The sequence below is a fragment of the Allofournierella massiliensis genome, from assembly GCF_964241245.1.
GTDB classification, from domain to species: Bacteria; Bacillota; Clostridia; order Oscillospirales; family Ruminococcaceae; genus Allofournierella; species Allofournierella massiliensis.
Map to the genome: position 1 here is coordinate 17,854 of NZ_CAXSWZ010000017.1, position 25,034 is coordinate 42,887.

The following is a 25,034-nucleotide window of genomic DNA, read 5'->3' on the forward strand; positions in this document are numbered from 1 at the left end:
GAAAGAAAAATGAGCGCAGAAAAGCCGGACTTTTCAGTCCGGCTATTGCTGCTTATGCAGGAGGAATAGAGTTATGCCGAGTCATACTATTTTTAACGAGCGTCCGGAATGTCAGGATCGCCTGATTCAGTTTCTAATCAATATGGGATACGACTATGTTTCTCGCAGCGAAGCAGAAAGCAAAAGAAGAAATCTGTCTTCCGTTCTATTTGAGGATGAACTAATTCGGTTTTTACAAAAGCAAACTTATACCTACAATGGTCATGAGTTGCTATTTTCCGGGGAATCTATCACTAAAGCGGTGAAGGAGCTGGACGCCTCCCTTTTACAGGGGCTTTCTATGGCTAGTAAAGAAATCTATAATCACCTGACATTGGGAATCAGCTTGGAAGAGAGTATTGCGATAGACAGTGACATTCCTGTAAAGCGGTCTTTTGATTTACGTTATATCGACTTTGATCATCCCGCAAATAATACCTGGCAAGTAACTGAAGAATTCAGTGTTCAGCGTCCTAACAGTAGCTATGCCCGCCCTGATATTGTCTTGTTGGTCAATGGTATTCCTTTTGTTGTAATTGAATGCAAAAAATCCAGTGTGGATGTTGCAGAGGGTGTGCATCAGAATGTTCGCAATATGATGCCCGATTACATTCCGCAGCTCTTCAAATTTGCCCAGATTGTTATGGCTGTCAATCCGCAAAAGGTGCTATATGGCACAGGAGGTACGAGTGCAGATTATTTTGTGGAATGGCGTGAGGATGATGTTGAGTGGCGGAATGAGGTTTGCAAAAAATGTTCGCCTGACGGGTTAATCTTAGAACAGGATAAAGTTGCCGCATCAATGCTTAGCAAGCACAGGCTTCTAGATCTTGTGCAAAATTTCATTCTTTTTGACAACAATATTAAAAAAATTGCGCGGCATCAGCAATACTTTGCAATTAATAAATCTATGGACCGGATCAACGGAAAAGATGGCAGCACCTCCAAAGGCGGTGTTATCTGGCACACACAGGGTAGCGGAAAATCGTTGACCATGGTTATGCTTGTGAAAAAGATTCAAGCTGAAAAAGGGCAGGAAAACCCGAGGTTTATTATTGTAACGGACCGCGTAAACCTGGATAAACAAATTCGAGATAATTTTGCCAATTCTCAGATGGCTCCTGTGCGTGCAGCAACGGGCAAAGGACTTAATGCACTGCTTAAAAACAAAGATAATATTGTGATTACAACGCTGATCAATAAGTTCGAAACGGTATATCGCAATAAATATTTGGAGCCGGATAGCGATAAATTTTATGTGCTGGTAGATGAGGCGCATCGCTCACAGTATAAGTCGATGTTTAATTATATGAAAGAGGTTTTGCCCAATGCAACGCTAATTGCGTTTACTGGCACGCCTCTTATTGCCAAGGCAAAGAAGAACACTTATAAAACTTTTGGTGAGCCAATTCATAACTATACTATGAAACGGGCCATTGAAGATGGCATTACGGTTCCGCTTGTGTATGAAGGCCGAAAAGTAAGACAGGAAGAGCCATCGTTAACAATCAATAACTATTTTGATAGCCTAACAGAAGATCTACCGCAGGAACTGAAAGATAAACTTTCGGATAAATTCAGCAAATTCAAAGCGATTTCGGAAGCCAGAAGCCGGATTAATTTAATTGGTTTTGATATTGCAGATCATTTCAAAAGCTATTGCATTCCAAAAGGATTGAAAGCAATCGTTGTATGCTCTTCTCGAGCAGCTGCTGTCGAAATGTACGAGGTGCTAAAGGGTGTATCAGGAATTACTCCACGTGTGGTCATTACGTTTGGAGACAAACGCGAGGGTGATGATGATGAGGCTACGGACGATGCAATCAAAAAGATAAAAGCTTATCATCAGAAGATGGTAAAACCTTTGTTCGGCGATAATGATGAAAAATATGATGACCATGTCTGCGAAGATTTCAAAAATCCTGAAGGCGAAATCAATATGCTTATTGTAAAAGATAAGTTGCTTACTGGATTTGACGCTCCCGTAGCGGGTGTTTTGTATTTAGATAAGTCCATTCAGCAGCATTCCCTTTTGCAGGCTATTGCAAGAGTCAATCGGGTTTACAAAGGTAAAGATTTTGGATTGATCGTAGATTACTGGGGCGTTTTCAGAAAACTGAATAAAGCTATCGATATGTATGAAGATGCTGAATCTGGAATGAATGGATTTGATAAAGCTGATATTGATGGAGCGATCTTTGGACCGATAGATGAGAAGAACAAGCTGGCCGCGGCATATGCAAGTTTGATTGCTATGTTCGATGATGTTAAGAGTTCTTCCTCTTCCGATGATTGGCAGACGAGCCTTGCAGATGAAAAAAGGCGGAAAGAATTCTACAATCGACTCAAAGAGTTTGCGAACCTTTTGAATCTGGCATTATCTAATCGTGATATTTTTGTGGAGGTCGGGTTTGATCTAATTGAAAAATATCGTAAAGAATATCTGTTCTACAGAAAACTAAAAGATAGCGTTATGATGCGTTATGACGACGAAATTGATTTGTCCAGATATGAGCAAGGAATTAAAAATCTGATTGACACATTTGTAAATGCAACAGATATTACGACGGTTGTTAAGCCTGTTTCTATTGGCGACGAAAAAGCCATGAAAAAGTTACTTGAACATATGGATTCTGATGAATCAAGAGCAGACGCAATCAAAACTAGGATAGAATCGAAGTTGAAGCAGATTCGTTACGATGATCCCCTTTTGTTTGAGGAATTCTCTTCAAAAATAAAAAAAACAATTGATTTGTATAATGAAACTCGTGATGCAGATGCATATCTTGAGACTATGAAGATAATGGCGGATGATTTCAGAAATGGAATAACATCTCAGGATTATCCTTCTCAGATTGCAAGCGACAGTGATTCTAAGGCCTTTTATGGTGCTATCATTACCCAATTGAAGAAGAGTGATGTGGTAAAAATTACATCGGCTACCGAGGAGCTGATAGCGCGGTATTCTTTTAGGATAAAAGAGGTTATTAGCGAAAATGCAAAACGAGATTGGAAACATAACGAAGTAGTGCATAAAGCAATGCATAGAAGCCTGGATGACTGCTTTTTTGATATGTTCGAAGAAATGGGAGTTGTTATTGATAAATCCAACATCGATATGCTTGATTTAATTATTGACGAAACAATGAAAGTGGCGGTGGCAAGATACTAATGGATCACTATGATTTAGAGCTGTCACCTCCGTTCGAAAAAGTGTCGGTTTCTGTACAGCATAAGAATATAAAAAATGTTCATCTAAAAGTATTTAGAGAGCTAAAGGTCGTTTTGTCTGTGCCGCTACAAGTAACAGATGAATGGGTGATTAGTCTCCTTCTCAGTAAATCAAGTTGGATTGAAAAACAGTTGCAAAAATATAAGGAGTCAAGCGGATATAACAGCTTAACGAATGTCAAAAGTGGTTCGTCTACTCAATTGTTGGGAAAAGATCGTAGAATTATCAAAAAAAACTCCAAGAAGAACTACGTTGTGGAGGAGGAAAAATACATTTTTGTCTATGCTGATGAAGAAAAGAATCTTCACCAGTATACCCTTGAAAAATGGTGGCGCGAGACTGCATATAAAGTTTATACTAATGAAATGGAGGAGATATACTCCAAAGTTTTTAAGAAATATGGAATAGAAAAGCCCACTTTGTATGTCAGAAAAATGAAAACATTGTGGGGAAGTTGTACGCCATCCAAAAATAAAATTACAATAAATCAGTATCTACTCAAGGCAGATCTTCGCTGCATACAATATGTTGTTTTACATGAACTAACACATCTAATTCACCCATATCATAATGCTGACTTCTATAATTTTCTGACAATACAGATGCCTGATTGGAAAGAAAGGAAAAAACAGCTTGATTTGGAGGTTGTTCAGGGGCTGTAATTCTGTATAATAAAAGATGCCACACAGTAGTTTTTTCGACTACGGGGAGGATTCTGACGGTATCTAAAAATATCAAGTAATGCAACATCCAGAGATTTCTGAATTATCAGAGGTCTCTGGATGTTTGCTTACAAGATAGTAATATCGCAGTATAAGGCCGGTATGATCTATACACCAGGAAATAATTGACAATTCGGTGCAATTCAGCCATGATAAAAGAAAGAAATCCCGGCAAGGGAGGCGGATCTAGTGACCAGCGTTTGCAGGGCTATTTTCAAAGCGATCCATGAGGGAAAATGGCTGAGTGTTGAGTACAAGAATAAGAATGGGCAGATTACCAAGTATTGGATGTCTATAAAATCTTTTGCGCCTCGAACAGGGCAAATGGTCGTGGAAGGACTTCACCTTGGAAAACTGTCTGTGCAGGAACTGCTTGTTCGAGTGGAAGGCATTCAATCAGCTGAAGTGATCGATGGTTCCTGGTGCCCAATCAACGAGGAGCTGGTGCAGGATATTCTGGAAAATCCTCATCGATATGAGGCTTGGTTTGGAAACACCACCAACCTTCGGGTGTTGGAATATCTGGCACTCTGCAATAAATTGGATACAACGCCTTATAAGACAGAGTATGCACTGATTCATCAGTTGGATGGGGACAGTTTTTTTGATGGTCGGCTAACTCTGACGGAAGAGCAATTTCGCGGGATTGTGCAAAACTTCCAGCGGAAAAGTGAGAGAAAAGCAGAGGGAAAGTCAACGCAGATTCGCCAGCTAGCTCTTAATTTGCTGAGTGTGGAAACACCTCGCGGGTTGTATGTACTTGCATATCAACCTCTTGCACTGGACGTAGCAGAACGTTGCCTCCGTGTCACGGATAAGGCGGTAATTTGCCGAGAATTTACGCTGGATGGGATCAAGGTCAGTGCACATTCGTTTTTGGATGCAGAAGACTATGACCTTTTGGAGGATTTTGAACGCAACGCAGAGCGAATTAAAGATTGTATTACCCGTACCAGCTGCCAGCGACACGGTGTAAATGACATGCCGTACTTGGTGGCAATCGGCTGGGATTGCCTTGTGGATCTGGATCACGAATACAAAGGAATCACCGCCATGTTTGAATCAACGGATGGAGACGGTCCTACTGCGCCCATTCGTGCATTCTTTGGAGAAATGACCGCCCGACCGCGGCGGAAAAAATCGTTCCCTTTGGCTTTAATCAATGATCGAGCCAATCTGGATCAGCTTTTGGCCATCAACAATGCGATGCGATATCCGTTGGCCTATGTACAGGGGCCACCAGGTACAGGAAAAACCAGTACTATTGTCAATACCATGACTACGGCCTTCTTCAATGGGCGAACAGTACTTTTTGCATCGTATAACAACCATCCAATTAATGGTGTGGTAGAAAAACTGCAAAACCTGACCTATCGAGGGAAAAAGATTCCGTTCCCATTGGTGCGATTGGGTAATCGAGATTGCGTAAAAGAGGCATTCCGTGCCATTCGCAAGATGTATGAAACCTGCAAGGAAATCACCATCTATGAAAAGACGCTGGATCGTAACCATACGGAGCGTGCCGAACGCGCACGTCGTTTGACTGACTTGCTAGAACGGTATGATACAATCTTGGATTTAAAGGAGCGCAAAGAGACGATTCAGCGCCTTTTGGAAGTTCGCAGCCACATGAACTTCCAGTATGAACTACAGGTCGGGCAACTTCCGCAGGTGGAAGCGGAGCTGAAGCGTTGCGGCACGGTGACCACCGCAGATGCGATGACGCTGCTTGACCAAAATCGAGAAGACTTTCTAAAGTATTTGTACTATACTTCCGCAAAGTATATCCGACGGTTGGGAGAACCCAAAAACAGTGAACTTCTGGAACTCATCTATGAGGACGAGGAAGACCCGGAGACCATTATAGCGTTCAACAAATACCTGTCCAAAACGGAAAATTTGAAAAAGTTTTTGCGTATTTTCCCGTTTGTCGCAACAACCTGCATTTCTGCTCAGAGACTGGGTGGTGCAGAACCGGTTTTTGACATGATTATTATGGATGAGGCGAGCCAGTGCAATACAGCAGTTTCTCTGGTTCCGATTTTGCGTGGAGAATCTTTGATGTTAGTGGGAGATCCCCAGCAATTACAGCCGGTTATTCTGTTGGACCCTCATGACAACGAGGTGCTCCGCCGGCGCTATCATGTGAGCGAAGAATATGACTACATTCAAAATTCCATTTACAAATGTTTTCTGGCATGTGATGCCGTGAGTGATGAAGTCTTGTTACGGTATCATTATAGATGTGACCCAAAGATCATCGGCTTCAACAACCGAAAATACTATAATCAAAAGCTCAAGGTAGCAAGTGAGGGTGCCAGTAAGCATCCGCTGGTTTTTGTGGATGTACCGAATAATACCAGTACGGAGAAAAATGTGGCACCAGCAGAGGTGGCGGCGATTGACCGGTATTTGACCCGAAATCCAGAGCGTTCTGTAGGAATCATTACCCCATTTGCGAACCAACGTGAACAGATCGAACAGATGCTGAAAGAACATGGGCACAAGAATGCCAGCTGCGGCACAGTACATGCATTCCAGGGCGACGAGAAGGATGTAGTGCTGTTTTCATTGGCACTGACGGACAAGACCAGTCCCAAGACGTATAGCTGGTTGAGAAACAACAAAGAACTTATCAATGTGGCCACCTCACGGGCGCGGGAGCAGCTAATCGTTCTATCCAGCAGCAAAGAGCTGGAACGACTGCATGCGAATGAGGCCGACGATGATCTCTATGATCTGTATCAGTATGTGCGCACCAGTGGTGTGTCCAAAGTAGCGCCAAAACCCGCTGCGTCTCGTGCTCTTGGAATTAAACCATACAGCACAAAAACAGAATCTGCTTTTCTGGAGAATCTCAACCATGCGTTGGACAATGTATTCGTTGCGGGTAGCCGATGCGTGGTGCGAAGAGAAGTCTCTATTGCCCATGTGTTCCGGGATAATCCGGGAGCAATTGATTTGTTTTACACAGGACGCTTCGATTTTGTGGTCTATCAACGGGAAGGGCGCCAACTTACGCCTGTGCTGGCCATAGAATTGGATGGCCGCGAGCATAGGGACGATCCGGTTGTTCAAACGCGAGATGCTAAGAAAGCGCGAATCTGTCAAGAACATGGTTTCGAGCTGATCCGCGTCGACAACACCTATGCTCGCCGATACCATTACATCAAGGAAATTCTCATTCAATATTTTGACGGAAAATAGTAGAAAAAACGGCTTCCGTTGTATGGCTAGTTCTTTTTCGGATAGTGTTGTATAGAGTCATATGAAACAGAGGTGTATGTGTTTTGCTGGGTCATTCCCATTCCTTTTCGTAATAATTAAGTAATGCAAGTGAATTTTAAGGAGGATACCTATGAGCGAAAATGTACGCCTTGGAGATGGCGTTTTGGATGAAGCAAAAAACGCGGTTAATAGCAGGACAAAAAAGATGGTCCAAATGACAATTAATATATTTTTTGATTGTTTGGAAGATAAGATAAAAGATCTTCCGAATTCTATCAAACGGTTGCGTAATAATCCAGAGATAGAACAGAGAGTGGCTGCACTATGGTCAAAACAACTTTTTGAAGAGGGGCTTGTGCCTAAAACCTATAGTGGTCTGTCTGACAAACTGTTGGTTTCTAATCTTCGCCAGGAAGGATATGTGGATGGAATGTATATAGGATATGTCCTTGCGATGATGGCATTAGTAGATAATAATATCGCTGAAGATAAGATTCTTGCTGTTCGTGATTATATTCGACCGAATTTAATTAGGCATCATTTTGATGACCGGGACGAATTTATTGCCCAATATGAGAATGAAAGATATAGTTGGGTGGAAAAAAGTTAATCATAGAAGCGCTAAAGAGATAAAGAATGGGCCTACAGTAAGTTCCCGTTTTACCTGAAATATGGAAAGCTAATTGCTGTGATCAAAATAATGTGAAAAATGATGCTCTTGTACAGCTGTGTTTGAAATGGCTGGAGGCTACATAGAGTTGCTCGACACCAGCGAAAATCTCAAATACTTATATTAAAGTAGTTGAATATATCCCCATCCGTTTTTGGCGATACCAGCCCATTCCAAAACGGCAGCCAACACAAAAACAGGATCGAAACAGGATTCGCCGGGTTTCTTTCCAAAATAATGAATCGCAATGGTGCCAACTACAGTGTCAGCTGTGCAACGGCCATATCCGACCTTGTCCCCTTTGCCATGAGCATTTCCTTTTTTTGCTTTCCGCTGCGGAGATTTTTTTAGGAGATCTACAACTACATCAAAAACAGAAAATTCGTATTTGAAGTTGTGGCGATTCAGCTTGTCGCTAGTAAAAGCACGGCCGTTATCTGTAGAGGTGATCGTGCAGAAATCTCCTTTTTGAAGCGGTATAACGGCAGTGCCGCCATTGACCAAAAGTTTTTCCCGCACGATGTCGGATGCCTTTTCTCCAGACGTGAGCATTGTCGTTTTTCTCCTTTCGTTACAATTCCGGTGCCGCCTCGAATTCGTGAAACAAAAAGTGCATTTTTTCGATCCGCTTGTTGATGTGCCAATGTCCGCAATACCAAGCATCGTAGGTTAGCCGGTCATCGATGGTGTCCAGCCATCTCTCTGTGGAGTCGTCCACACTGCTCTGATCAATACCCGGTAGAAATGCTTCTGTCGGCTCGTATTTGAAGGGGCAGGTGTGGCTTAGTACGATCGGGACTTGCCAGTTTCGATCGGCCAATCTCTGTTCAACTTTGACTTTTGTTGCTTTGTCGGGCTGCTCGTCCGGCCACCAGCGGAATCCCCGCATGAGGCGGTAGTGCTTATCCACACTATAGGCTCCTCCAATCACCAGATGGTCCCGGCTTTCCAGCGTGTAAACCTCGCCATCCATGGCGAAAAGGACATGAGGATACTCCGGCTGGATATACACCTGTCCTCCGTTCCAATCGTGCAGTACATAACTAGAGATACGGGCAGGCCGACACTCATGGTTACCATGGATGCAAAGAATTGTGGGACCACAGTTATTGAGCTGTTCCTTTACGCATTTATCCCGTTCGTTCAGGTAATAGTTGGCCCCCACATCCCCCAGAATCACCAAGGTATCGCTTGGTTGCAGCCGCATCTGGCGGCAAAATTCCACGATTTCTGTTACATCACCATGAGGATCGCCTGTGTAGAACACCATACTGATCGCTCCTTCTATCTGTTTTAGTCTCATTATAACAGACTTTTAACCCCGCACTAGGTACGGCCAAAAAATCTGTTGAAAATCTGTTGCTAACAATGATTGCACTCTTTCTGACAATGATTATAATAATGATTAGAACTGATTGTTAGAATGGAGGATGATTCCATGACGGAAGGCAAGACCACAGAATTCAAACGGGAATATGTGGAGGATATCAAATATACGGCAGTCGCGTTTGCCAACACTGATGGTGGAAAAATCTACATCGGCATCAATGATGACGGCAGTGTTCAGGGTGTAAATAATACCGATACCGTGATGCTGCGCATCACCAATATGATTCGTGACACGATTCGCCCAGATGTCACCATGTTCACCGAGTGCAGTGTGGAGGCTATCGACGGAAAATCGGTGGTAGTCCTTACGGTCCAGCGTGGTACTGCTCGGCCCTATTATCTGGCGGGAAAAGGTATCCGTCCGGAAGGCGTATACCTCCGTCAGGGGGCATCCTCGGTGCCAGCATCAGAAACAGCTATCTTGAACATGATCAAGGAGACCAGCGGCGACTGCTATGAGGATGCTCGTTCTCTGAATCAACGGCTATCCTTTCAGAAGACGGAGGAGTATTTTTCGCGCCATGAGTTGCCTTTTGGTGAAAGCCAGAAACGAACTCTGGGGATTATTGGCGAGGATGGAATGTATACCAACCTGGGACTGTTGCTCTCCGATGAATGTGTTCATACCATCAAGCTGGCCGTGTTTGAAGGGAGCCAAAAGACCACCTTCCGAGATCGGAGAGAACTGGGAGGATCGCTACTGGAACAGTTGGAAGATGCTTACGCCTATATTGACCAATTCAACCGAACCAGGGCAGAGTTTGTCGGTCTGGATCGCATCGACAAGCGGGATTATCCCCCTGAAGCGGTACGCGAGGCGCTGCTTAATGCGATTACGCACAGGGACTACAGCTTCAGCAGCTCCACCCTCATCAGCATTTTCGATGATCGGATCGAGTTTGTGACTATCGGGGGCCTAGTTCGTGGCCTGACCTTCGATGATATTATGTTGGGGGTATCGGCACTGAGGAACAAAAAGCTGGCCAATGTGTTTTATCGCCTACGGTTGATCGAGGCTTATGGTACTGGCATCCTGCGAATTAACGAGTGCTATGCAGACAGTGAAGTGAAACCGCTGTTTGAAGTAACTAACAACGCCTTTAAGATCACTCTGCCGAACAGGAATTTTGCTGGCGAACGAAAAGAGCCAGTGCCCGCCGCGCCGGCAAGGTCTATGGATAAAATGCAACGGCAGGAGGCTGTCCTTCATTTGGCGCAAAAGCAAGGCACTGTGACCCGCAAGGATGTGGAAACACTCTTGAAGGTGTCTCAGTCTTCCGCAATTCTCATTCTGCGAGAGATGGTAGACAAGGGTATGCTAGTGAAGGACGGAGCGGGAAAACACCTGCAGTACCGTATTCCAGAGAATTAATATGTGAAGTTTCTAAGACGATGCCGCATACCTTGTGGCGAAAATCGTTTGAAAAGTTTGAGAGTAAAAGTAATACGGCGTGTCAAAAATGATGGAGGCTGAATTATGGCTGTGGTATAAGATAGGGTATCAAGCCTTTTCAAACGGTATGAAACTATATAAGTACTTCATCACACCAAGCCTTGGGCGGATTGGCTCCCAGAAGCTAGTTAAATAAGTGGGGATACACGGAATAAGTACGAAATGAAGGAGAATTGTGATGAGAGGGTCAGGAATTAGTTTGCTGCAATTTATGGAAGGCGCCAATAATCGTTATGTGATTCCAGTCTATCAGAGAAAATACGAATGGAAGCAGGACAATTGCCAGCAACTATATATGGATTTAAAACGAGTTGTTGCACAAAACCGTAATAGCCATTTTTTTGGAAGTATTGTGTCTTCGGTTATGCCAGATGGAGCTAAAATTGAATATCATATCATCGATGGGCAACAACGCTTAACGACAATCACGTTGCTACTATTAGCCATTCGAAATCTTGTGATTGCAGGAAAAGTGAAGTCGCAATTCGGTAAGTTGGACGAAGAGATCAATATGCGGTTCCTTACAGCGCCCTGGTCGCACGATGGAGACACGATAAAGCTCCATCTAGTAAAGAGTGATCGGGATGCATTGGAAAAGCTATTTGGGCCAACGGAAGACTTTGATCCCACATCGCCACTGACTCAAAACTATCAGTTTTTTTGTAATGAAATTCTTAAGGAAGAATTGTCGGTAGATGCGCTTTATGCCGCAATTGGGAAACTGGAAATTATTAGCATTACCCTGGAGCAGGGGGATGATGCGCAACTAATTTTTGAAAGTTTGAATTCGACAGGGCTCGCTCTTCCAGAAGGTGATAAGATTCGCAATTACGTTTTGATGGGACTATCGCCTCGTGAGCAGAAACAATTATATGAAGACTATTGGTGCAAGATTGAAACGTGCACCAATGATGATGTTAGTGTGTTCGTACGTGACTATCTAAGCATTAAACAGCAAACAACTCCCACAATCAGCGCAGTATACCGCACCTTCAAAGAATATGCAGAGACAAGCATGTTACCTACAGAATCTTTGCTGAGAGATATGCTGTGTTACGCAAGGCTGTTTCAAAAATTGTGGACCTGTAGAAGCGAATTGGATGCTCCTCAATTGGATGCTTGCCTATATCGGATGAAACGGCTGGAAATTAATGTGACAAGGCCGTTTCTGATGCAGATTTTGAAATTGAATCTGGACGGGAAAATATCTGCTACTGATGTTCAGCAGATTTTCCTGATGGTGGAAAATTATTTGTTCCGTAGAAACATCTGTGAGGTTCCCACCAATGCGCTAAATAAAGTATTTTTGAATCTAAACAAAGAGATTCTCCGGTTTGACAATACGACGGATCGCTACGTGGATAAATTAGCGTACTCTTTGCGAGCAAAAAAAGAAAGTAGTCGTTTTCCAGATGATCGAGAATTTGTGACTGAGCTTGCAAACAAGCAGGTTTATCAGATGCGAGGGAAGTACAAAGCATATCTTTTTGAACGATTCGAAAATTTTGGTACGGTAGAAACAAAAGATGTTTTTAGACATTTGGATCAAAATACATATACCATCGAGCATATTATGCCGCAACATCTTACGCCTGAATGGATTGAAGATCTCGGGCCAAACTATGCGGATATTCACGCAACATGGTTGCATCGCTTGGCAAACCTGACCCTGACGGGCTATAACCCCAGTTTGAGTAATAATACGTTTTCGGAAAAACGTGACGCAGCCAATACAGGCTACAAAGAAAGTGGCCTTCGTATGAACCAAAAGATTGCAACAAAAACGAAATGGGGATTAGCGGAACTGGAAGAGCGAAACCAAGAAATGATGGATCGGGCAATTCATATTTGGGCGTATCCGCAAACAGATTTCCAGCCGGCGGTACGCGAATTTGATTCGTGTACTTTGGATGAGGAAGATGTGGATCTGACAGGTCGCGATTTGGCAAAGTTTAGTTATCGGAATAGTGAGCAACCGGCATCTAGTTGGGTAGATATGTTTGAGAGAATTGTTAAATCTCTGCACCAAAGAGATACTTCTGTGCTGATGCGCCTTGCTTACTGTACAGATGATACCGACCTTGCCGGCTATGTTTCGCCAAAAGCAGATCGTTTACGTAGCGCCTTACTGATCAGCGATAATATTTATGTGGAACGCAACACTAGTACAGCGCTGAAGCTGTCGATTCTTAGGCGTCTTTTTGCACTATACGGGGAAGATCCGACAGATTTAGTGTTCTACCTCAAGGAACCGGAAAACGAAAAACATGCAGAAACTACACGCCTCGAGATTTGCAGAAGATACTGGGAATATGCGCTTCCGCTAATTCAAAGGCAAAATTGTCATCGAGGAACATTCAGTGGCGTAAGTCCACGGGCGACAAATTCTATTGCGGGTTTTTTTGGAATAAGCGGATTTTACGTTAGCTGTGTGGCAAATCAAAGCGTTGCAAGAATCGATTTTTGCCTGGGAAAGAGCGACCCGGCTAAAAACAAGGAAGCATTTGACAACTTGTTTTCGCACAAAGCAGAAATCGAAGAAGAATTGGGGATGGAACTGGTTTGGGAAAGGGCAAACCAATACAAGATTTCCTGGGTATGCCTCCATCTGAAAGATGTAAATGTGATGAAAGAGGCAGATTGGCCACGCATGGCAAAATTCCATGCGGAGTGGAGCGATAAGATTTGCAATGCGATGCTGCCATATTTGAGTATGGATGACGAAGGAAAGATAAAGCTGGATGCAATTGCATCGATATTGCGGGAGTGGACTACTAGTTGTGATTTGGTGCAGGAACATCCTGAAAAAAGCGGACGTAAGCTGACACGATTTACAACAAAAGCAATGTCAAAGATTATTCCGGATACGCCAGATGCTGTTAGCGGATGGAATACACCCAATCGGTATTTCTATGAAATCGTGAATTCCACAGGAAACAGCATATATATCAAATTAGCAGTTAGCGCAAAAAATGCAACGTCAAGTTTCATTGAGTTAAGCGATAAGATTAATGAGCTGAATCCGGCAAAATTGGAAAGAAAGGAATGGCAATGGCGCACACTGTTCAGAACAAAAACAATGCGTTTCAGTGAGAATCCAACCAAAGAAGAGATTTTTGCTTGTCTGGACAAATGCTTGCAAGAGATCTTGGTTTATGAAGAGGATGTTCAGCGGCATTTGGAAAGCAATCATAGCTAAGAGAAAGGCGCCACAGTTATTGCTGTGGCGCCTTTTTGGTGGAAGCGTTTTTTCAAAATTTCCACTTTCCATATAGCGCTCTGATCTTTCGCTACCAGTAAAAGAGAATATTGTTTTTGAACCAGCTTTGGTCTTATGTACCCCTCTTCTTTTTGGCCCATTCCGTTTTCTTGCGATTCCATACATCGTCGAAGTGGTCGGTGAGCAGCTGCTCGAATGCCGCGGCGTCGAAGTCTTCCCCTTCGGCTGAGAACTGCTGCACCAGCGGTTTTACCTCTGCCCGCCAGCATTTCATCACCTTGCTGCGGCGCTCGGCGGTAAGCCCTTCCACACGGGAAAGGCCGGTGTTGAGCCGGTTGCCGATTTTGGTATAGAGTTTCAGGGCCGGGTTCTCCCGCTGGCTCTGTTCCGCCGCCTCGTCTGAGGCGGCTTTTTTGCAGGTGCATTTCCCCTGATTGGGGGCTGTCCGGCTGCAATATTTTGCGGTGCCGCTGAAGGGCACGAACAGCTTCCCACACCGCTGGCAGGGGCGGGCGGTCTGGTGCTGGGCGCACATCTGCACGAATTCCGCCATCACCACCGAAGTGAGGTAATCTGCCACCAGATAGGAACGGCTGGCGATGTCCGGATGCTTTCGGGCTTTCGGGTCTTCTTTCGGCATGGACAGCCGCCCCAGCATCCGCATGTGGAGCTTTTCGTACAGCCGGTTCCCTTCCACTGCGGCCCGGTGGTTGGTGATCAGTGCATCTCCATAGCGATAATCTGCCGGTTTTTCCGGGTCGGCATCCGCTGCGGCCAGTGTGTATTCCACCAGACTTGCAAGAGATGGTTGAAAACTTGCCAGCTGTTTCAGCTGACCGGCCAGCAAAGAAAGTGAGGTATACGCGGCGGCACTCAACTCCCGGTCATCCATATCGGCATAACTCACCATGGTTGCATCTGGCTTGGGCCAGCAGGTCAGGTACCGCTCCACACACTCGCTGGACTGTTCCAGCGCATAGCAGAGCTGGATCTCCTGCTGAAGAATCCTGCCGAATCCATTTTCCGCCACCAGCCCCTGCTCTTCCGGGGTCAGGTTATGGAATCCCAGCTTTTTCAGCATCTGGTGGTAAACGTCCGAGGCAGCCTGGGTGCAATACCGCTCCAGCAAGGTCTGCATGGCCGGATAATCCCCCAGCGCGGTTTGGATTTCCTGATACAGCCGGGCCAGCTGATAATAAAGGGCCTGTTCCGGATGCTCCAATGCCTGCCGGATGCTGCGGCCTGATTGTTTCGGCTCCGGCTGGGGTTCCGCAGGGCGCGCCTCTTCCGGCGCTTTGGAGAACCGGCTGAAAAACGATCTGCGTTTTTTCGTCTCGGCAGCAGCGGGTTCAGCTGGTTCCGGGGGCTGGTAATTCTGCCAGTCCATCTGTTCCAGCAACTCCGCGTTTACCGAAATCGCACACCCGGAAAACTGCTGGAGCAGCGACTGAGCCTTCTGGTAGAATTCCTGCCAGGGCATATCCAGCCCGGCAAATACCAGATCGCCCAAAGCACAGGATTCTTCGATCCAGATCCGGGCCTGGTTGTGCTCCACATACTCCGGGTCTTTCATGCTCTGCTGAATCTGGTTCATTACTTCGATTACAGATCTCCGTTCCCCGCTTCGGCGGGGTTCTTTTTTTGTCTGCTCCGGAGGCGGATTGCGGTGTATCAGGGTGGGCAGACACAGCAGTTTTTCCTGAAAACGGAACACAAAACTTGTGGACATCGTAAAATCCTCGCTTTTTTCGAAAGCCTCAAAAATGGCTCAACAAAGCCGTTTTTTCATGTGTATCGGTACAAATTTATTGTGTAATTTCAACATTACATGAATTCAAGATAACACATATAGCGTTTTCGGTCAAGCCGTGGTATCTTGTGTTCACGGCACCTTGATAACTGAATATCCATGTTCCCCAATGATCCGCGTTCCCGTCGCGGCCGCGCAGTCACGCAGGGCCTATCATCCTGCCCACTGCGCGGCGGGACGGGTTCGTGAAATTTAATATTAATGGAGGTGACCCTCACGAACGACAAAGAAATCCTCTGCTTTGCAGACATTCCAACCGAGGAGGTGAACTGGCTTTGGTATCCTTACATTCCCTATGGAAAAATTACAATCTTACAGGGCGACCCGGGCTGCGGAAAAACCATGGTGGCGCTGTCGCTGGCGGCAATGCTTTCCACCGGTGCAGCTCTCCCCTTTTCACCGCAGGCAAACGAACCGATTACAATTCTTTACCAGACGTCGGAAGATGGAATTGCCGACACCATAAAGCCCCGTCTGGAGCGGGCGCAGGCAGACTGCACCCGCATCAAGATCATCGACGAGTCAAAAACGCCACTGCGTTTCGATGACACCCGGCTGGAAGCCGCCGTCCGGCAGGAAAATGCCCGGCTTCTGATTCTGGACCCGCTTTCCGCGTACATTGGCGAATCGATCAGCATGAACCAGGCCAACGAGGTGCGCAGCGCCTTCCGCAGCCTGTACGCCATGGCCCAGCGCACCGGCTGCGCCGTCCTGATCGTGGCACACATGAACAAGATGAACGGAACCTCGGCTTTGTACCGCACCAGCGGTTCCATTGATGTGGCCGGTGCGGTGCGCTCCATCCTCACAGTGACCAAATACCGCAAGTCCCCCACCCAGCGGGTGCTGGTGCCGGTCAAGAGCAATCTTGCCCCCGCAGGCAATGGACTGCTGCTGGAGGTGACCGACCATGTGGAGTGGCTCGATCAGCTGGAAGAAGCGGATGCAGACCAGCTGCTGAACGGCAATCAGGGGCCGGCTGCGCCCACAAAACAGCAGCAGGCGGAACAAGGGCTTTTGCAGCTGCTGCAAAATGGCCCGGTGAGCCACAAGGAGATCATCCTGCACTTTTCACGGCAGGGCATCAGCAAACGGACTGTGGAGCTGGCCAAAAGCAATCTGCCAATCAAGAGCATTAGAATCAAAGACGGCTGGCTGTGGCAGCTGGAAGAACAACCATGAAATCACGCAGCGCATCATGCCAAGGCGGCAAAAACTGCTGACTCGTGTATTGTTGCGTTGTTGCAATAGAGGAACCATTGATGAAAAAGAAAGAAGTAAAAATCCGCCTGACCGAAGGCGAACTGGCTCGCCTGAATGACAATGTGGCCAAAACCGGCCTGTCTCGGGAAACCTATCTCCGCCTGCTGATCTCACACCGGGTACCGGTGGAGCTTCCGCCTGCCGATTACCGGGCACTGATGCGCCAGCTCCGGCAGATTCAGCTCTGCCTGATCAATGCCCCCGCGCAGCCGGAAAACGGCACTGATCCCTTTGCTCTGCAAAACACCTTGCAGGCTCTGGACCACACCCTGCTGGCGATGCAGCATGCGGTGTTGCCCCGGCAGGCCATCCCCATGGAAAGCGAGGCGAACAACAATGCCTGACGCTGTGGTGGATTCCCGTTACATTGCCCTCAAGCTGATCGCCCTGCTGTATGAGCAGGGAGCCATCAACCGGGCGACCTACGAATGCGTCTGTGCCACCTACGGCGCACCGCCCTCGTCCGAACATTGAATTGGAATTTGTACATTTCTCAGGGAGAAAAAGCTGCGCTACAATGGGCGCATACAAAAGGAGGACAGTTCTATGAACAACATCAAACAAGACCGGGCCCGCCCGCGCAAGGTGGTATTTTACGGGCGGGTATCCACTGAACATGAGGCTCAGATTTCCGCGCTGGACAATCAGATGGAATGGTATCAGGAGCTGGCCTCCAGCCATCCCAACTGGACGGTGGTGGATCAGTATGTGGACGAGGGCATCACCGGAACGCAGGCGAAAAAACGGCCATCCTTTCTGCGGATGATCGAGGACGCAAAAAGCGGAAAATTCGACCTGATCGTAACCCGCGAGGTCTGCCGATTTGCCCGGAACACGGTGGACACCCTTTCCTACACCCGGGAACTGGCCAAGCTGGGGGTGGAGGTTTACTTTGCCGCCGACGGCATCTGGACCATGGACAATGACGGTGAGCTCCGCCTGTCGCTGATGGCCACGCTGGCCCAGGAAGAAAGCCGCAAGATCAGTGAGCGGGTGCTGGCCGGGCAGCGGATGAGCCGGGAAAAGAAGGTGCTGTACGGCAACGGAAACATTCTGGGCTATGACCTGGACAAGGCCAACAACACCTACGTCATCAATGAGGAACAGGCCGAAACCGTGCGGATGATTTTTGAGCAGTACGCCACCGGGGACGGCCTGACCAAGGTGGCCAAAACCTTGATGGAAAAGGGGCGCAAGGACGGGGCCGGGCATGTGAACTGGGATGCCAGCAAGGTGACCCGGGTGCTGCGGAAAGCCACCTACATGGGCTACTGCGTGTACAACCGGTCCCGGACGGTGGATTATCTGGAACACCGGAGGGTGAACAACACCGACGAGGACACCTATGTGATGGTAAAAGGGGATTTTCCCGCCATCATCGACGAAGAACTGTGGTATAAGTGCAACGCCATCCGGAAAGGGCGCACCCGCCATCTGCTGGATGAAAACGGAAAGCCCCGCCGCTATGGCGGCACCATTGCAAAAAATGTGTGGGTCACCAAGCTGGTGTGCAGCTGCGGGGCAAAATTCCGCCGTTGTCTGTGGCAGACCAAGGCGGACGGCACCCAGACCTGGGGCTTTGAGTGTTACCGCCACACCAAGCGCAGCCTTCAGTTTTTGCAGCAGCACGGACTGCCGGAGGGACTCTGTGATTTAAAGGATTTTCCGGAGTGGAAGCTGGAGCTGATGGCAGTGAAAATCTTTGAAGCCGTGTGGGGCAGTCGCCGTGAGGCGGTTCTGGAGGCCTGCCGGATGCTGAGTACCTGCTACCAGCGGGAGACCGCCGATCCGACAAAGCTAAACGCACTGGACAAACGCATCGACGGACTGAACGAAAAGCTGAACAACCTGATTCTGATGAAGGCATCCAACCAGATCACCCTGAAGCAGTTTCTGGAACAGAGCAACGAGATCAGCGCCCAGCAGAGCCGGGCCACCCGGGAGCGGGAGGAGCTGCTGGCCCGAGAAAGCCAGGACGGCGGGCTGGACATCGACGCCATCGAGGCTTCCCTGTGCGAAGCGGTGACCTTCACCGACGGCAAGGTGAGTGAGTGGTTCATTCAGACCTTTGTGAAGAAGGTGGTTCCCATGGACGGCACCCGGTTTGCCTGGGTGCTGGATCTGGCCCCGCAGCCCCAGACGGTTTTCTGCGAAGCCACCGGGCGAAAGGAATACCCCCGCATCTCGCTGGAAAGCAATTTATTCCCGGGCGCATGGCCCGACATACAAGACGAACCTCCCGACCGACCCTTCCTGTTGGATCGGGAGGGAAACCCGAATGGGGACATATCAGCGGCAGAATTGGAACAGGGCAGGCAGCCATCAAGAACCCCCGGAAGTAATCCGATCGGGCTCATGCAGCTGACGCTGCACTTTGAGGACGCCCACGCGTTCCAGAAAGCGCGAAATTGCGTGGGAAAGCCCAGTCGATGGCATGACATCGACCTGGAAGTATACCTGTAATACGCCAATCCCCCTGCCGCTGACAAACAGCGCAGGGGGATTTTTTCTACGATGACATGCTGGAGAAAACGGCATATTCCTGCCGTGTGAGGGATGACCGGGAACGCATGCGGAGATGTGAGTCAAAAAAGGGGTACCTTCTGGTAGGTACCCCTTTTTTGAGCATATATGAAAGATTGTCTGGAGTTTGTTCAAAAGGATGATTCGGTCGGCAGGAAATGCCGGATTGCCTTATTACGACGATGTTTGGTTACTGATTCGGTCAGCGAGATAAACAACCCGAATTGGACCGTTCTGCAGGGCAAGGGCTTCGCCCACGGGAGTCTGAATCCGATCACCCTGAGCAGTGCCGCGGCAGATCTGCTGTGCCGCCTGCTGGAACAGATCCAGAATATCCGGTGTCAGGGGAACGGAATGATGGGAAGGCCAGACCAGATCAAAGCGGGGGCGGTACTGCTGCAGGCGGGCAATGCTTTCGGCATAGGTTTCAACGGTGGTCGAGCCTTCCATATTGAGTAACACATCCGCTCGGCAGCAGGTATCGCCGGTGAAGATCCAGCGCCTGTCCGAATCCAGCAGTGCGATTGCGCCAGGAGTATGGCCCGGAGTGGGAATCAGCTCCAGGGTGCGCCCGCCGAGTGAAATGGTATCGGTGCCGTCGATCCAGTCGATTCGAGTGCAGGCGGCAGGGAAATGGTATTGGGGAAACTGCGCCAGCAGTTCCGGACTGGTGTGAAGTCGGTACATCTCCTGATCCGCCCGGGGAATCATTACCCGGTCAAACAGACCGTTGCCTCCGATGTGATCAAAATGGGCGTGTGTGTTCAGAACCTGCACCGGCAGTTGGGTGAGTCCGGCAACAAGTTTGCGCAGATCAATCTGACCCAACCCGGTATCCAGCAGTAGAGCGGACTGTTCACCCTCCAGAAGATACAAATACACGCTGGAGGTTTCGTCGTATTCCTCAATGCGCCAGGTATGGGCGTCCAGTTCAAAAACGCGGTAATTCATTGCAGCAGATTCCTTTCGTTAAAAATAGCCGCCCATGGGCAGTTCGGGAGAGGGGTGTGCGTTTCGGTAGCGGATCAGCTCCAGGTCATACTGCTCCAGGCGTGAGGCCCACAGGGAAGAGACGGCGGAGCGGGCTTCCAGTTCCCGTTCCCAGGCCACAACACCCGGCGCGAATTCCGCGTTACAGAACAGAATCGTCTCGTCGCTCATGCGGGCCGGATGCATAAAGTAAAGATATTGCTGCCCCTGCTCCATATCGCTCAGCCAGTGCTCCACGTTGGCCTGATATGCTGCTTCAGAGGGCGCGAATGCAGGCATGCCGCAGGCAGGGAAGCGGGAATGATCCCGCACATACAAAAGTCCGTGGCTTTGGGCCCATGCACGCATTCGTTCTGCCAGGTCGGGCAGTAGCCCGTCCGGTGCCATGTGACCATCCACATAGCTTATCGGCAGGCCCAGAGAGAGAAGTGTCTCCAGCTGTGCGTTCAGCTCGGTTTCGATGACCGACCACTCTGGGGCGGCGGCCAGAAGCTCCTCCCGGGTTTGAAAAAACTCACCTTGCGTGTTCAGCAGAGAACGGATCTGGGCACGGGGGGAGCAGGGAGTCCACTTTACGGGATCCCACTCGGAATTTAACACAAAGTGCAGCCCGATATCCACCTGATTAGCAAAGATGGAGAGAGCTTCTGCGCTTTCCTGAATGGTGCAACCTACCGCCATACAGGAAACATTTCGAATCAGAACGCCGGCCTCTAATGCCGCAAGAATTGCCTGATCTGCCGCGTGGCAGGAACCGAAATCGTCCGCCCGAGTGATTAGCCGAATACTCATTGTAGCCTCCTTTTCTGGTTTGAAAAGCTGTTTCCGGTCAAAAATCACCCTTAGCGTAGCACCGAAAAAGAAAGATGTCAATCGCTTGACATCTTTCTTTTTTTCGCAGGTATAAGCCAGCGGGAATGCTCCTGTTTTTGCAAGAAAACCTCTCCAAAATGAAAGAATTCGTTGTGGGAAATTGCTATACTGGAAACAGCAAAGGAAGCAACAACACAAGGAGGCGTCCACCATGAAAAACATGAAACGGATACTTGCGGCGCTGGCAGCCGCGGCAATTGCACTGGGGCTTACCGCCTGCGGTGGCGGCGGGGAAACGTCCGGCACCGGAAACGGCGAAGGGGAATACGATCAGGTTGTGTATGCGTATGCAACCTTCAATAATATCCCTGCCACAGAGGATCTGGCTCCCGTACAGGAGGCGATCAATGAGATCACTCGGGAGAAAATCGGCGTTGAAGTTACACTGATGCCCATCTCGGTAGCGGATTACACCAGTAAGGTGAGCCTGTCGCTGCAAGGCGGAGAAAAAATTGATGTGTACCAGTCTCTGGGTAACTTCAACAGTTGTGTGGCCAGCGACATGTGCTACGACATTTCTGAGCTGATTGATGAGTACGGCGCCGGCGCCAAGGAAGTGGTTGGCGACAATTTCCTGGATGCCTGCCGGGTGAATGGCGCGCTGTACGGCATTCCCACCTACAAGCCCTATGCTTTGACTCCCATGCTGATCTACCGGGAGGACATTGCGCAGGAGTTGGGCCTGGATATCGACAGCATCCAGAGCGTGAATGACATCACCCCGCTGCTGGAACAGGTCAAGAGCGCATATCCCAACATGACTCCGCTTGCTCCGGTTCAGAGCGGTACCATTGGTCTGCACATGTGCATGGGTGATGTGGACTGGCTTTCTGACGACTACTATAACCCCGTAGGCGTTCTGTTGGACAACAATATCACCGTCACCGATCTTTACACTTCGGATGTGTTCAAGGAGAGAGCACAGCTTGCCCGCACCTGGCATGAAAACGATCTGGTCATGAAGGATGCGGCCACCACTACCACCACCGCCGCAGAGGCCATGGCTTCCGGTAACTACTTCGGCTACATTGCAGCTTACTCCTACCCGGAAGAGGACACCGCCGCGTCCCTGCAGGCGCAGTGCGGCAACTATGACATTGCAGCCAAGATTCTGGATGATGCTTTCCTGTCCACCGGTGATATCAACGCGGTGTCCTGGATGATTGCCTCCACCACCGACGTGCCCGAAGCTGCGTTGGCTTTCCTGGATCTAACCTATACCGATGAGGACATTATCAACCTGCTGATCTACGGCATCGAAGGCCGCGACTATGTGCTGAATGAGGACGGCACCGTTTCCTACCCGGAAGGCGAGGACTCCACTACAGTTCCCTACACCGCACAGCTGAGCTGCGGTACTTTGGGTAATTTCTTCAAGATGTATCCCACCGAGGGCACCAATCCGGAATCTCTGGCCTGGGAGGAGGCCCAGAACAAGGAGGCCGAGACCTCCGTGGCCATGGGCTTCACCTTTGACTCCAGTAGCCTCAAGACCCAGTACACTGCGGTGAAGAACGTGATCAGCCAGTACCTGCCCGGTTTGCTCTGCGGCAGTCTGGATCCGGACACCGAACTGGAAAAGTTCGAACAGGCTCTGATGGATGCGGGTTATCAGGATATTCTGGATGCCAAGCAGGAGCAGCTGGATGCCTGGCTGGCTCAGCAATAATACTGATTTGTGGCGAACCCCAAATGCGCCGAATGGTTTCCCGCTGGATCGCCGGAACCATTCGGCGCATTTTCAATCTTTCTTTTGATGGAGGAATCGCAAGTGAAGAAACTGCTTCATCCCAAAGCGGCAAAATCATCCCGGGCCAGCAACACACCTCTTTTACTGATTGCGCTGCCGGGTATTATCTACTTACTCATTAACAACTATGCACCCATGCTGGGCATCTTTCTGGCCTTTAAGGATTACAGCCTGATCAAGGGCCCCTTCGGCAGCGACTGGTGCGGGTTCCAGAATTTTGAGTTCCTGTTCAAAACCAAAGATGCCTTTATCATGACCCGCAATACGATCCTGTATAATCTGGCGTTTATTATTATTGGCACCGCAGTGGCTATTTTTGTTGCGATTCTGATGTGTGAACTGGGCGAGCGTAAGCGGGTCAAGTTCTATCAGGCGGCCATGCTGCTGCCGAATCTGCTGTCCTGGGTGGTAATCGGCTTCATTGCCTACGCTTTCCTGAATGCCGATACGGGTTTTATTAATAATTCCTTCCTGGCCTGGCTGGGGCTGGATCCGGTTTCCTGGTATTCCGAACCGGGTGCATGGCCAGCAATTCTGATTATCGTGAATCTGTGGAAAAACATCGGTTATCAGTCCATTATTTTTATGGCCAGCATTTCCGGCATTGACAAGAGTCTGTATGAGGCTGCAGCCATGGATGGCGCGGGCAAACTGCGTCAGATCCGGGCGATTACTCTGCCGCTGCTCAAGCCCACGGTAATCATGCTGACGCTGATGTCCATCGGCCGTATTTTCTATTCTGATTTCGGCCTGTTCTATCAGGTTCCGCAGAATTCCGGCGCTCTGTTTGCCACCACGCAAACCATTGATACCTATGTATACCGTGGCCTGATGGAATTGAACGACGTGGGCATGTCTGCTGCAGCCGGTCTGTATCAGTCCATCGTAGGCTTTATTCTGGTGCTCATTGCGAACAAAATCGTGCGCAAGGTCGACGCCGACAATGCACTTTTCTAAGGAGGACACGATATGCTTCAAAGCAAAGCCTTTGACCGGTTTGCGTCGATTTTTCTGGGCTGTCTGGTGGTCATCACTCTGCTGCCTATTGTGCTGATCGTTATTTCGTCCTTCACTGCGGAGGATGCGCTGATTCAAAACGGTTATTCGTTCTGGCCGCAGGAATGGAGCCTGGATGCCTACTATTATATGGTGAAGCAGGGGGCAGTGATTCTGCGCTCATACGGCGTATCAATCTTTGTCACCGTGGTGGGTACGCTATGCAGTGTTCTAATCACCACCATGTTGGCATACCCCATGTCTCGCAAATCGTTCAAATACCGGAACGTGCTTTCATTCTTTGTATTTTTCACCATGCTGTTCAACGGTGGTATCGTTCCCGCCTACATCATGTGGACCCAGATCTTCCACATTAAAAATACCATTTTTGCACTGTTGATTCCCAACTATCTGGTGAACGCCTTCAATGTGATTCTGGTGAAAAACTATTACTCCAACAATGTGCCCGATGCATTGCTGGAGGCCGCGCAGATTGACGGTGCCAGTGAGATGACCATTTTCCGGCGGATCATGCTGCCGCTGGCCGTGCCGGCAATTGCCACCATCAGCCTGTTCACCGGTCTGTGTTATTGGAACGACTGGACCAACGGTTTGTACTACATCAGCAATGAGAAGCTGTACAGCATTCAGATGCTGCTGATGAACATCATGAACAACATTCAGGCGCTGCGTGCGAATTCCACCGCATCGCTTCTGGGAACCGGAGCTGTGGATCTGCCGGGCACGGCGATCCGTATGGCCATGGCGGTTATCGGTATCCTTCCCATTCTTCTGGTGTATCCCTTTGTACAAAAGCATCTGGTTCGCGGTGTTGTTGTGGGCGCCGTGAAAGGTTAAGCCAACTACCAGCCGGGC

The 25,034-nt window shown here is 48.5% G+C and carries 18 protein-coding genes; 13 read left to right on the forward strand and 5 right to left on the reverse strand.

Going from position 1 to position 25,034, the window contains the following annotated elements; genetic code table 11:
- The first annotated feature begins 73 nt into the window (after nt 1-73).
- From ACESYO_RS10110 to ACESYO_RS10125, 4 genes are all read left to right on the forward strand, one after another.
- The gene (locus tag ACESYO_RS10110) at nt 74-3,211 is read left to right on the forward strand and encodes a type I restriction endonuclease subunit R (RefSeq protein WP_373209928.1); all 3,138 of its coding nucleotides are present in this window, start codon (nt 74-76) and stop codon (nt 3,209-3,211) included.
- Nucleotides 3,211-3,933 (forward strand): M48 family metallopeptidase, encoded by a 723-nt coding sequence (locus ACESYO_RS10115; RefSeq protein WP_373209929.1) that lies wholly within the window; start codon nt 3,211-3,213, stop codon nt 3,931-3,933. Before ACESYO_RS10110 ends, ACESYO_RS10115 begins: the two co-directional genes overlap by 1 nt.
- 249 nt (nt 3,934-4,182) lie before the next feature.
- The gene (locus ACESYO_RS10120) at nt 4,183-7,200 is read left to right on the forward strand and encodes an AAA domain-containing protein (RefSeq protein WP_373209930.1); all 3,018 of its coding nucleotides are present in this window, start codon (nt 4,183-4,185) and stop codon (nt 7,198-7,200) included.
- Between the two features lie 151 nt (nt 7,201-7,351).
- Nucleotides 7,352-7,831, forward strand: a complete 480-nt coding sequence (locus ACESYO_RS10125) for a hypothetical protein (RefSeq protein ID WP_373209931.1) — start codon at nt 7,352-7,354, stop codon at nt 7,829-7,831.
- Nucleotides 7,832-8,014: 183 nt separating this feature from the next.
- Here ACESYO_RS10125 and ACESYO_RS10130 read toward each other — a convergent pair whose 3' ends face one another.
- Nucleotides 8,015-8,443, reverse strand: coding sequence for a hypothetical protein (locus ACESYO_RS10130; RefSeq protein ID WP_373209932.1), 429 nt, complete (start codon nt 8,441-8,443; stop codon nt 8,015-8,017).
- Nucleotides 8,444-8,462: 19 nt separating this feature from the next.
- A complete protein-coding gene (locus ACESYO_RS10135; RefSeq protein WP_373209933.1) occupies nt 8,463-9,161 on the reverse strand; it encodes a metallophosphoesterase in 699 nt (232 codons plus the stop codon).
- A 168-nt stretch (nt 9,162-9,329) separates the two neighbouring features.
- On the opposite strand from ACESYO_RS10135, the gene ACESYO_RS10140 reads away from it, so the two are divergent.
- A complete protein-coding gene (locus ACESYO_RS10140) occupies nt 9,330-10,652 on the forward strand; it encodes an RNA-binding domain-containing protein (RefSeq protein ID WP_373209934.1) in 1,323 nt (440 codons plus the stop codon).
- A gap of 280 nt (nt 10,653-10,932) precedes the next feature.
- The gene (locus ACESYO_RS10145) at nt 10,933-13,932 is read left to right on the forward strand and encodes a DUF4268 domain-containing protein (RefSeq protein WP_373211266.1); all 3,000 of its coding nucleotides are present in this window, start codon (nt 10,933-10,935) and stop codon (nt 13,930-13,932) included.
- A 133-nt stretch (nt 13,933-14,065) separates the two neighbouring features.
- On the opposite strand, the gene ACESYO_RS10150 is transcribed toward ACESYO_RS10145, so the two are convergent.
- Nucleotides 14,066-15,547, reverse strand: a complete 1,482-nt coding sequence (locus ACESYO_RS10150; RefSeq protein ID WP_373209936.1) for a DUF6076 domain-containing protein — start codon at nt 15,545-15,547, stop codon at nt 14,066-14,068.
- Nucleotides 15,548-15,964: 417 nt separating this feature from the next.
- On the opposite strand from ACESYO_RS10150, the gene ACESYO_RS10155 reads away from it, so the two are divergent.
- The 4 genes from ACESYO_RS10155 (at nt 15,965) to ACESYO_RS10170 (ending at nt 19,489) form a co-directional block, all read left to right on the forward strand.
- A complete protein-coding gene (locus ACESYO_RS10155) occupies nt 15,965-16,945 on the forward strand; it encodes an AAA family ATPase (RefSeq protein WP_373211268.1) in 981 nt (326 codons plus the stop codon).
- A gap of 80 nt (nt 16,946-17,025) precedes the next feature.
- Nucleotides 17,026-17,370, forward strand: a complete 345-nt coding sequence (locus ACESYO_RS10160) for a plasmid mobilization protein (protein ID WP_373209938.1) — start codon at nt 17,026-17,028, stop codon at nt 17,368-17,370.
- Nucleotides 17,363-17,500 carry a hypothetical protein gene (locus tag ACESYO_RS10165; RefSeq protein WP_156417368.1) on the forward strand — a complete coding sequence of 46 codons (138 nt, stop codon included), beginning with the start codon at nt 17,363-17,365 and terminating at the stop codon, nt 17,498-17,500. The genes ACESYO_RS10160 and ACESYO_RS10165 overlap by 8 nt, the downstream gene beginning before the upstream one ends.
- 72 nt (nt 17,501-17,572) lie before the next feature.
- Nucleotides 17,573-19,489 carry a recombinase family protein gene (locus tag ACESYO_RS10170; RefSeq protein ID WP_373209939.1) on the forward strand — a complete coding sequence of 639 codons (1,917 nt, stop codon included), beginning with the start codon at nt 17,573-17,575 and terminating at the stop codon, nt 19,487-19,489.
- Nucleotides 19,490-19,723: 234 nt separating this feature from the next.
- Here the strand turns inward: ACESYO_RS10170 and ACESYO_RS10175 are convergent, their stop codons facing one another.
- Together ACESYO_RS10175 and ACESYO_RS10180 are read right to left on the reverse strand one after the other, a co-directional pair.
- The gene (locus ACESYO_RS10175) at nt 19,724-20,500 is read right to left on the reverse strand and encodes an MBL fold metallo-hydrolase (RefSeq protein ID WP_373209940.1); all 777 of its coding nucleotides are present in this window, start codon (nt 20,498-20,500) and stop codon (nt 19,724-19,726) included.
- A gap of 18 nt (nt 20,501-20,518) precedes the next feature.
- Nucleotides 20,519-21,331: a ChbG/HpnK family deacetylase gene (locus tag ACESYO_RS10180; RefSeq protein WP_373209941.1), complete on the reverse strand. Its 813-nt coding sequence runs from the start codon at nt 21,329-21,331 to the stop codon at nt 20,519-20,521.
- Nucleotides 21,332-21,563: 232 nt separating this feature from the next.
- On the opposite strand from ACESYO_RS10180, the gene ACESYO_RS10185 reads away from it, so the two are divergent.
- From ACESYO_RS10185 to ACESYO_RS10195, 3 genes are all read left to right on the forward strand, one after another.
- Nucleotides 21,564-23,081: an ABC transporter substrate-binding protein gene (locus ACESYO_RS10185; protein WP_373209942.1), complete on the forward strand. Its 1,518-nt coding sequence runs from the start codon at nt 21,564-21,566 to the stop codon at nt 23,079-23,081.
- Nucleotides 23,082-23,183: 102 nt separating this feature from the next.
- A complete protein-coding gene (locus tag ACESYO_RS10190) occupies nt 23,184-24,119 on the forward strand; it encodes an ABC transporter permease (RefSeq protein WP_242868310.1) in 936 nt (311 codons plus the stop codon).
- 12 nt (nt 24,120-24,131) lie between these two features.
- Nucleotides 24,132-25,016, forward strand: coding sequence for a carbohydrate ABC transporter permease (locus ACESYO_RS10195; RefSeq protein WP_058963315.1), 885 nt, complete (start codon nt 24,132-24,134; stop codon nt 25,014-25,016).
- The last annotated feature ends 18 nt before the right edge of the window (nt 25,017-25,034 follow it).

Bases quoted from the DNA above. Each gene is read 5' to 3' on its own strand.
- ACESYO_RS10160 (WP_373209938.1), top strand. From the start codon at position 17,026: ATGAAAAAGAAAGAAGTAAAAATCCGCCTGACCGAAGGCGAACTGGCT.
- ACESYO_RS10140 (WP_373209934.1), top strand. From the start codon at position 9,330: ATGACGGAAGGCAAGACCACAGAATTCAAACGGGAATATGTGGAGGAT.
- ACESYO_RS10150 (WP_373209936.1), bottom strand. From the start codon at position 15,547: ATGAACCAGATTCAGCAGAGCATGAAAGACCCGGAGTATGTGGAGCAC.
- ACESYO_RS10130 (WP_373209932.1), bottom strand. From the start codon at position 8,443: ATGCTCACGTCTGGAGAAAAGGCATCCGACATCGTGCGGGAAAAACTT.
- ACESYO_RS10135 (WP_373209933.1), bottom strand. From the start codon at position 9,161: ATGGTGTTCTACACAGGCGATCCTCATGGTGATGTAACAGAAATCGTG.
- ACESYO_RS10125 (WP_373209931.1), top strand. From the start codon at position 7,352: ATGAGCGAAAATGTACGCCTTGGAGATGGCGTTTTGGATGAAGCAAAA.
- ACESYO_RS10155 (WP_373211268.1), top strand. From the start codon at position 15,965: ATGGAGGTGACCCTCACGAACGACAAAGAAATCCTCTGCTTTGCAGAC.
- ACESYO_RS10115 (WP_373209929.1), top strand. From the start codon at position 3,211: ATGGATCACTATGATTTAGAGCTGTCACCTCCGTTCGAAAAAGTGTCG.
- ACESYO_RS10170 (WP_373209939.1), top strand. From the start codon at position 17,573: ATGAACAACATCAAACAAGACCGGGCCCGCCCGCGCAAGGTGGTATTT.
- ACESYO_RS10165 (WP_156417368.1), top strand. From the start codon at position 17,363: ATGCCTGACGCTGTGGTGGATTCCCGTTACATTGCCCTCAAGCTGATC.
- ACESYO_RS10195 (WP_058963315.1), top strand. From the start codon at position 24,132: ATGCTTCAAAGCAAAGCCTTTGACCGGTTTGCGTCGATTTTTCTGGGC.
- ACESYO_RS10175 (WP_373209940.1), bottom strand. From the start codon at position 20,500: ATGAATTACCGCGTTTTTGAACTGGACGCCCATACCTGGCGCATTGAG.
- ACESYO_RS10110 (WP_373209928.1), top strand. From the start codon at position 74: ATGCCGAGTCATACTATTTTTAACGAGCGTCCGGAATGTCAGGATCGC.
- ACESYO_RS10185 (WP_373209942.1), top strand. From the start codon at position 21,564: ATGAAAAACATGAAACGGATACTTGCGGCGCTGGCAGCCGCGGCAATT.
- ACESYO_RS10180 (WP_373209941.1), bottom strand. From the start codon at position 21,331: ATGAGTATTCGGCTAATCACTCGGGCGGACGATTTCGGTTCCTGCCAC.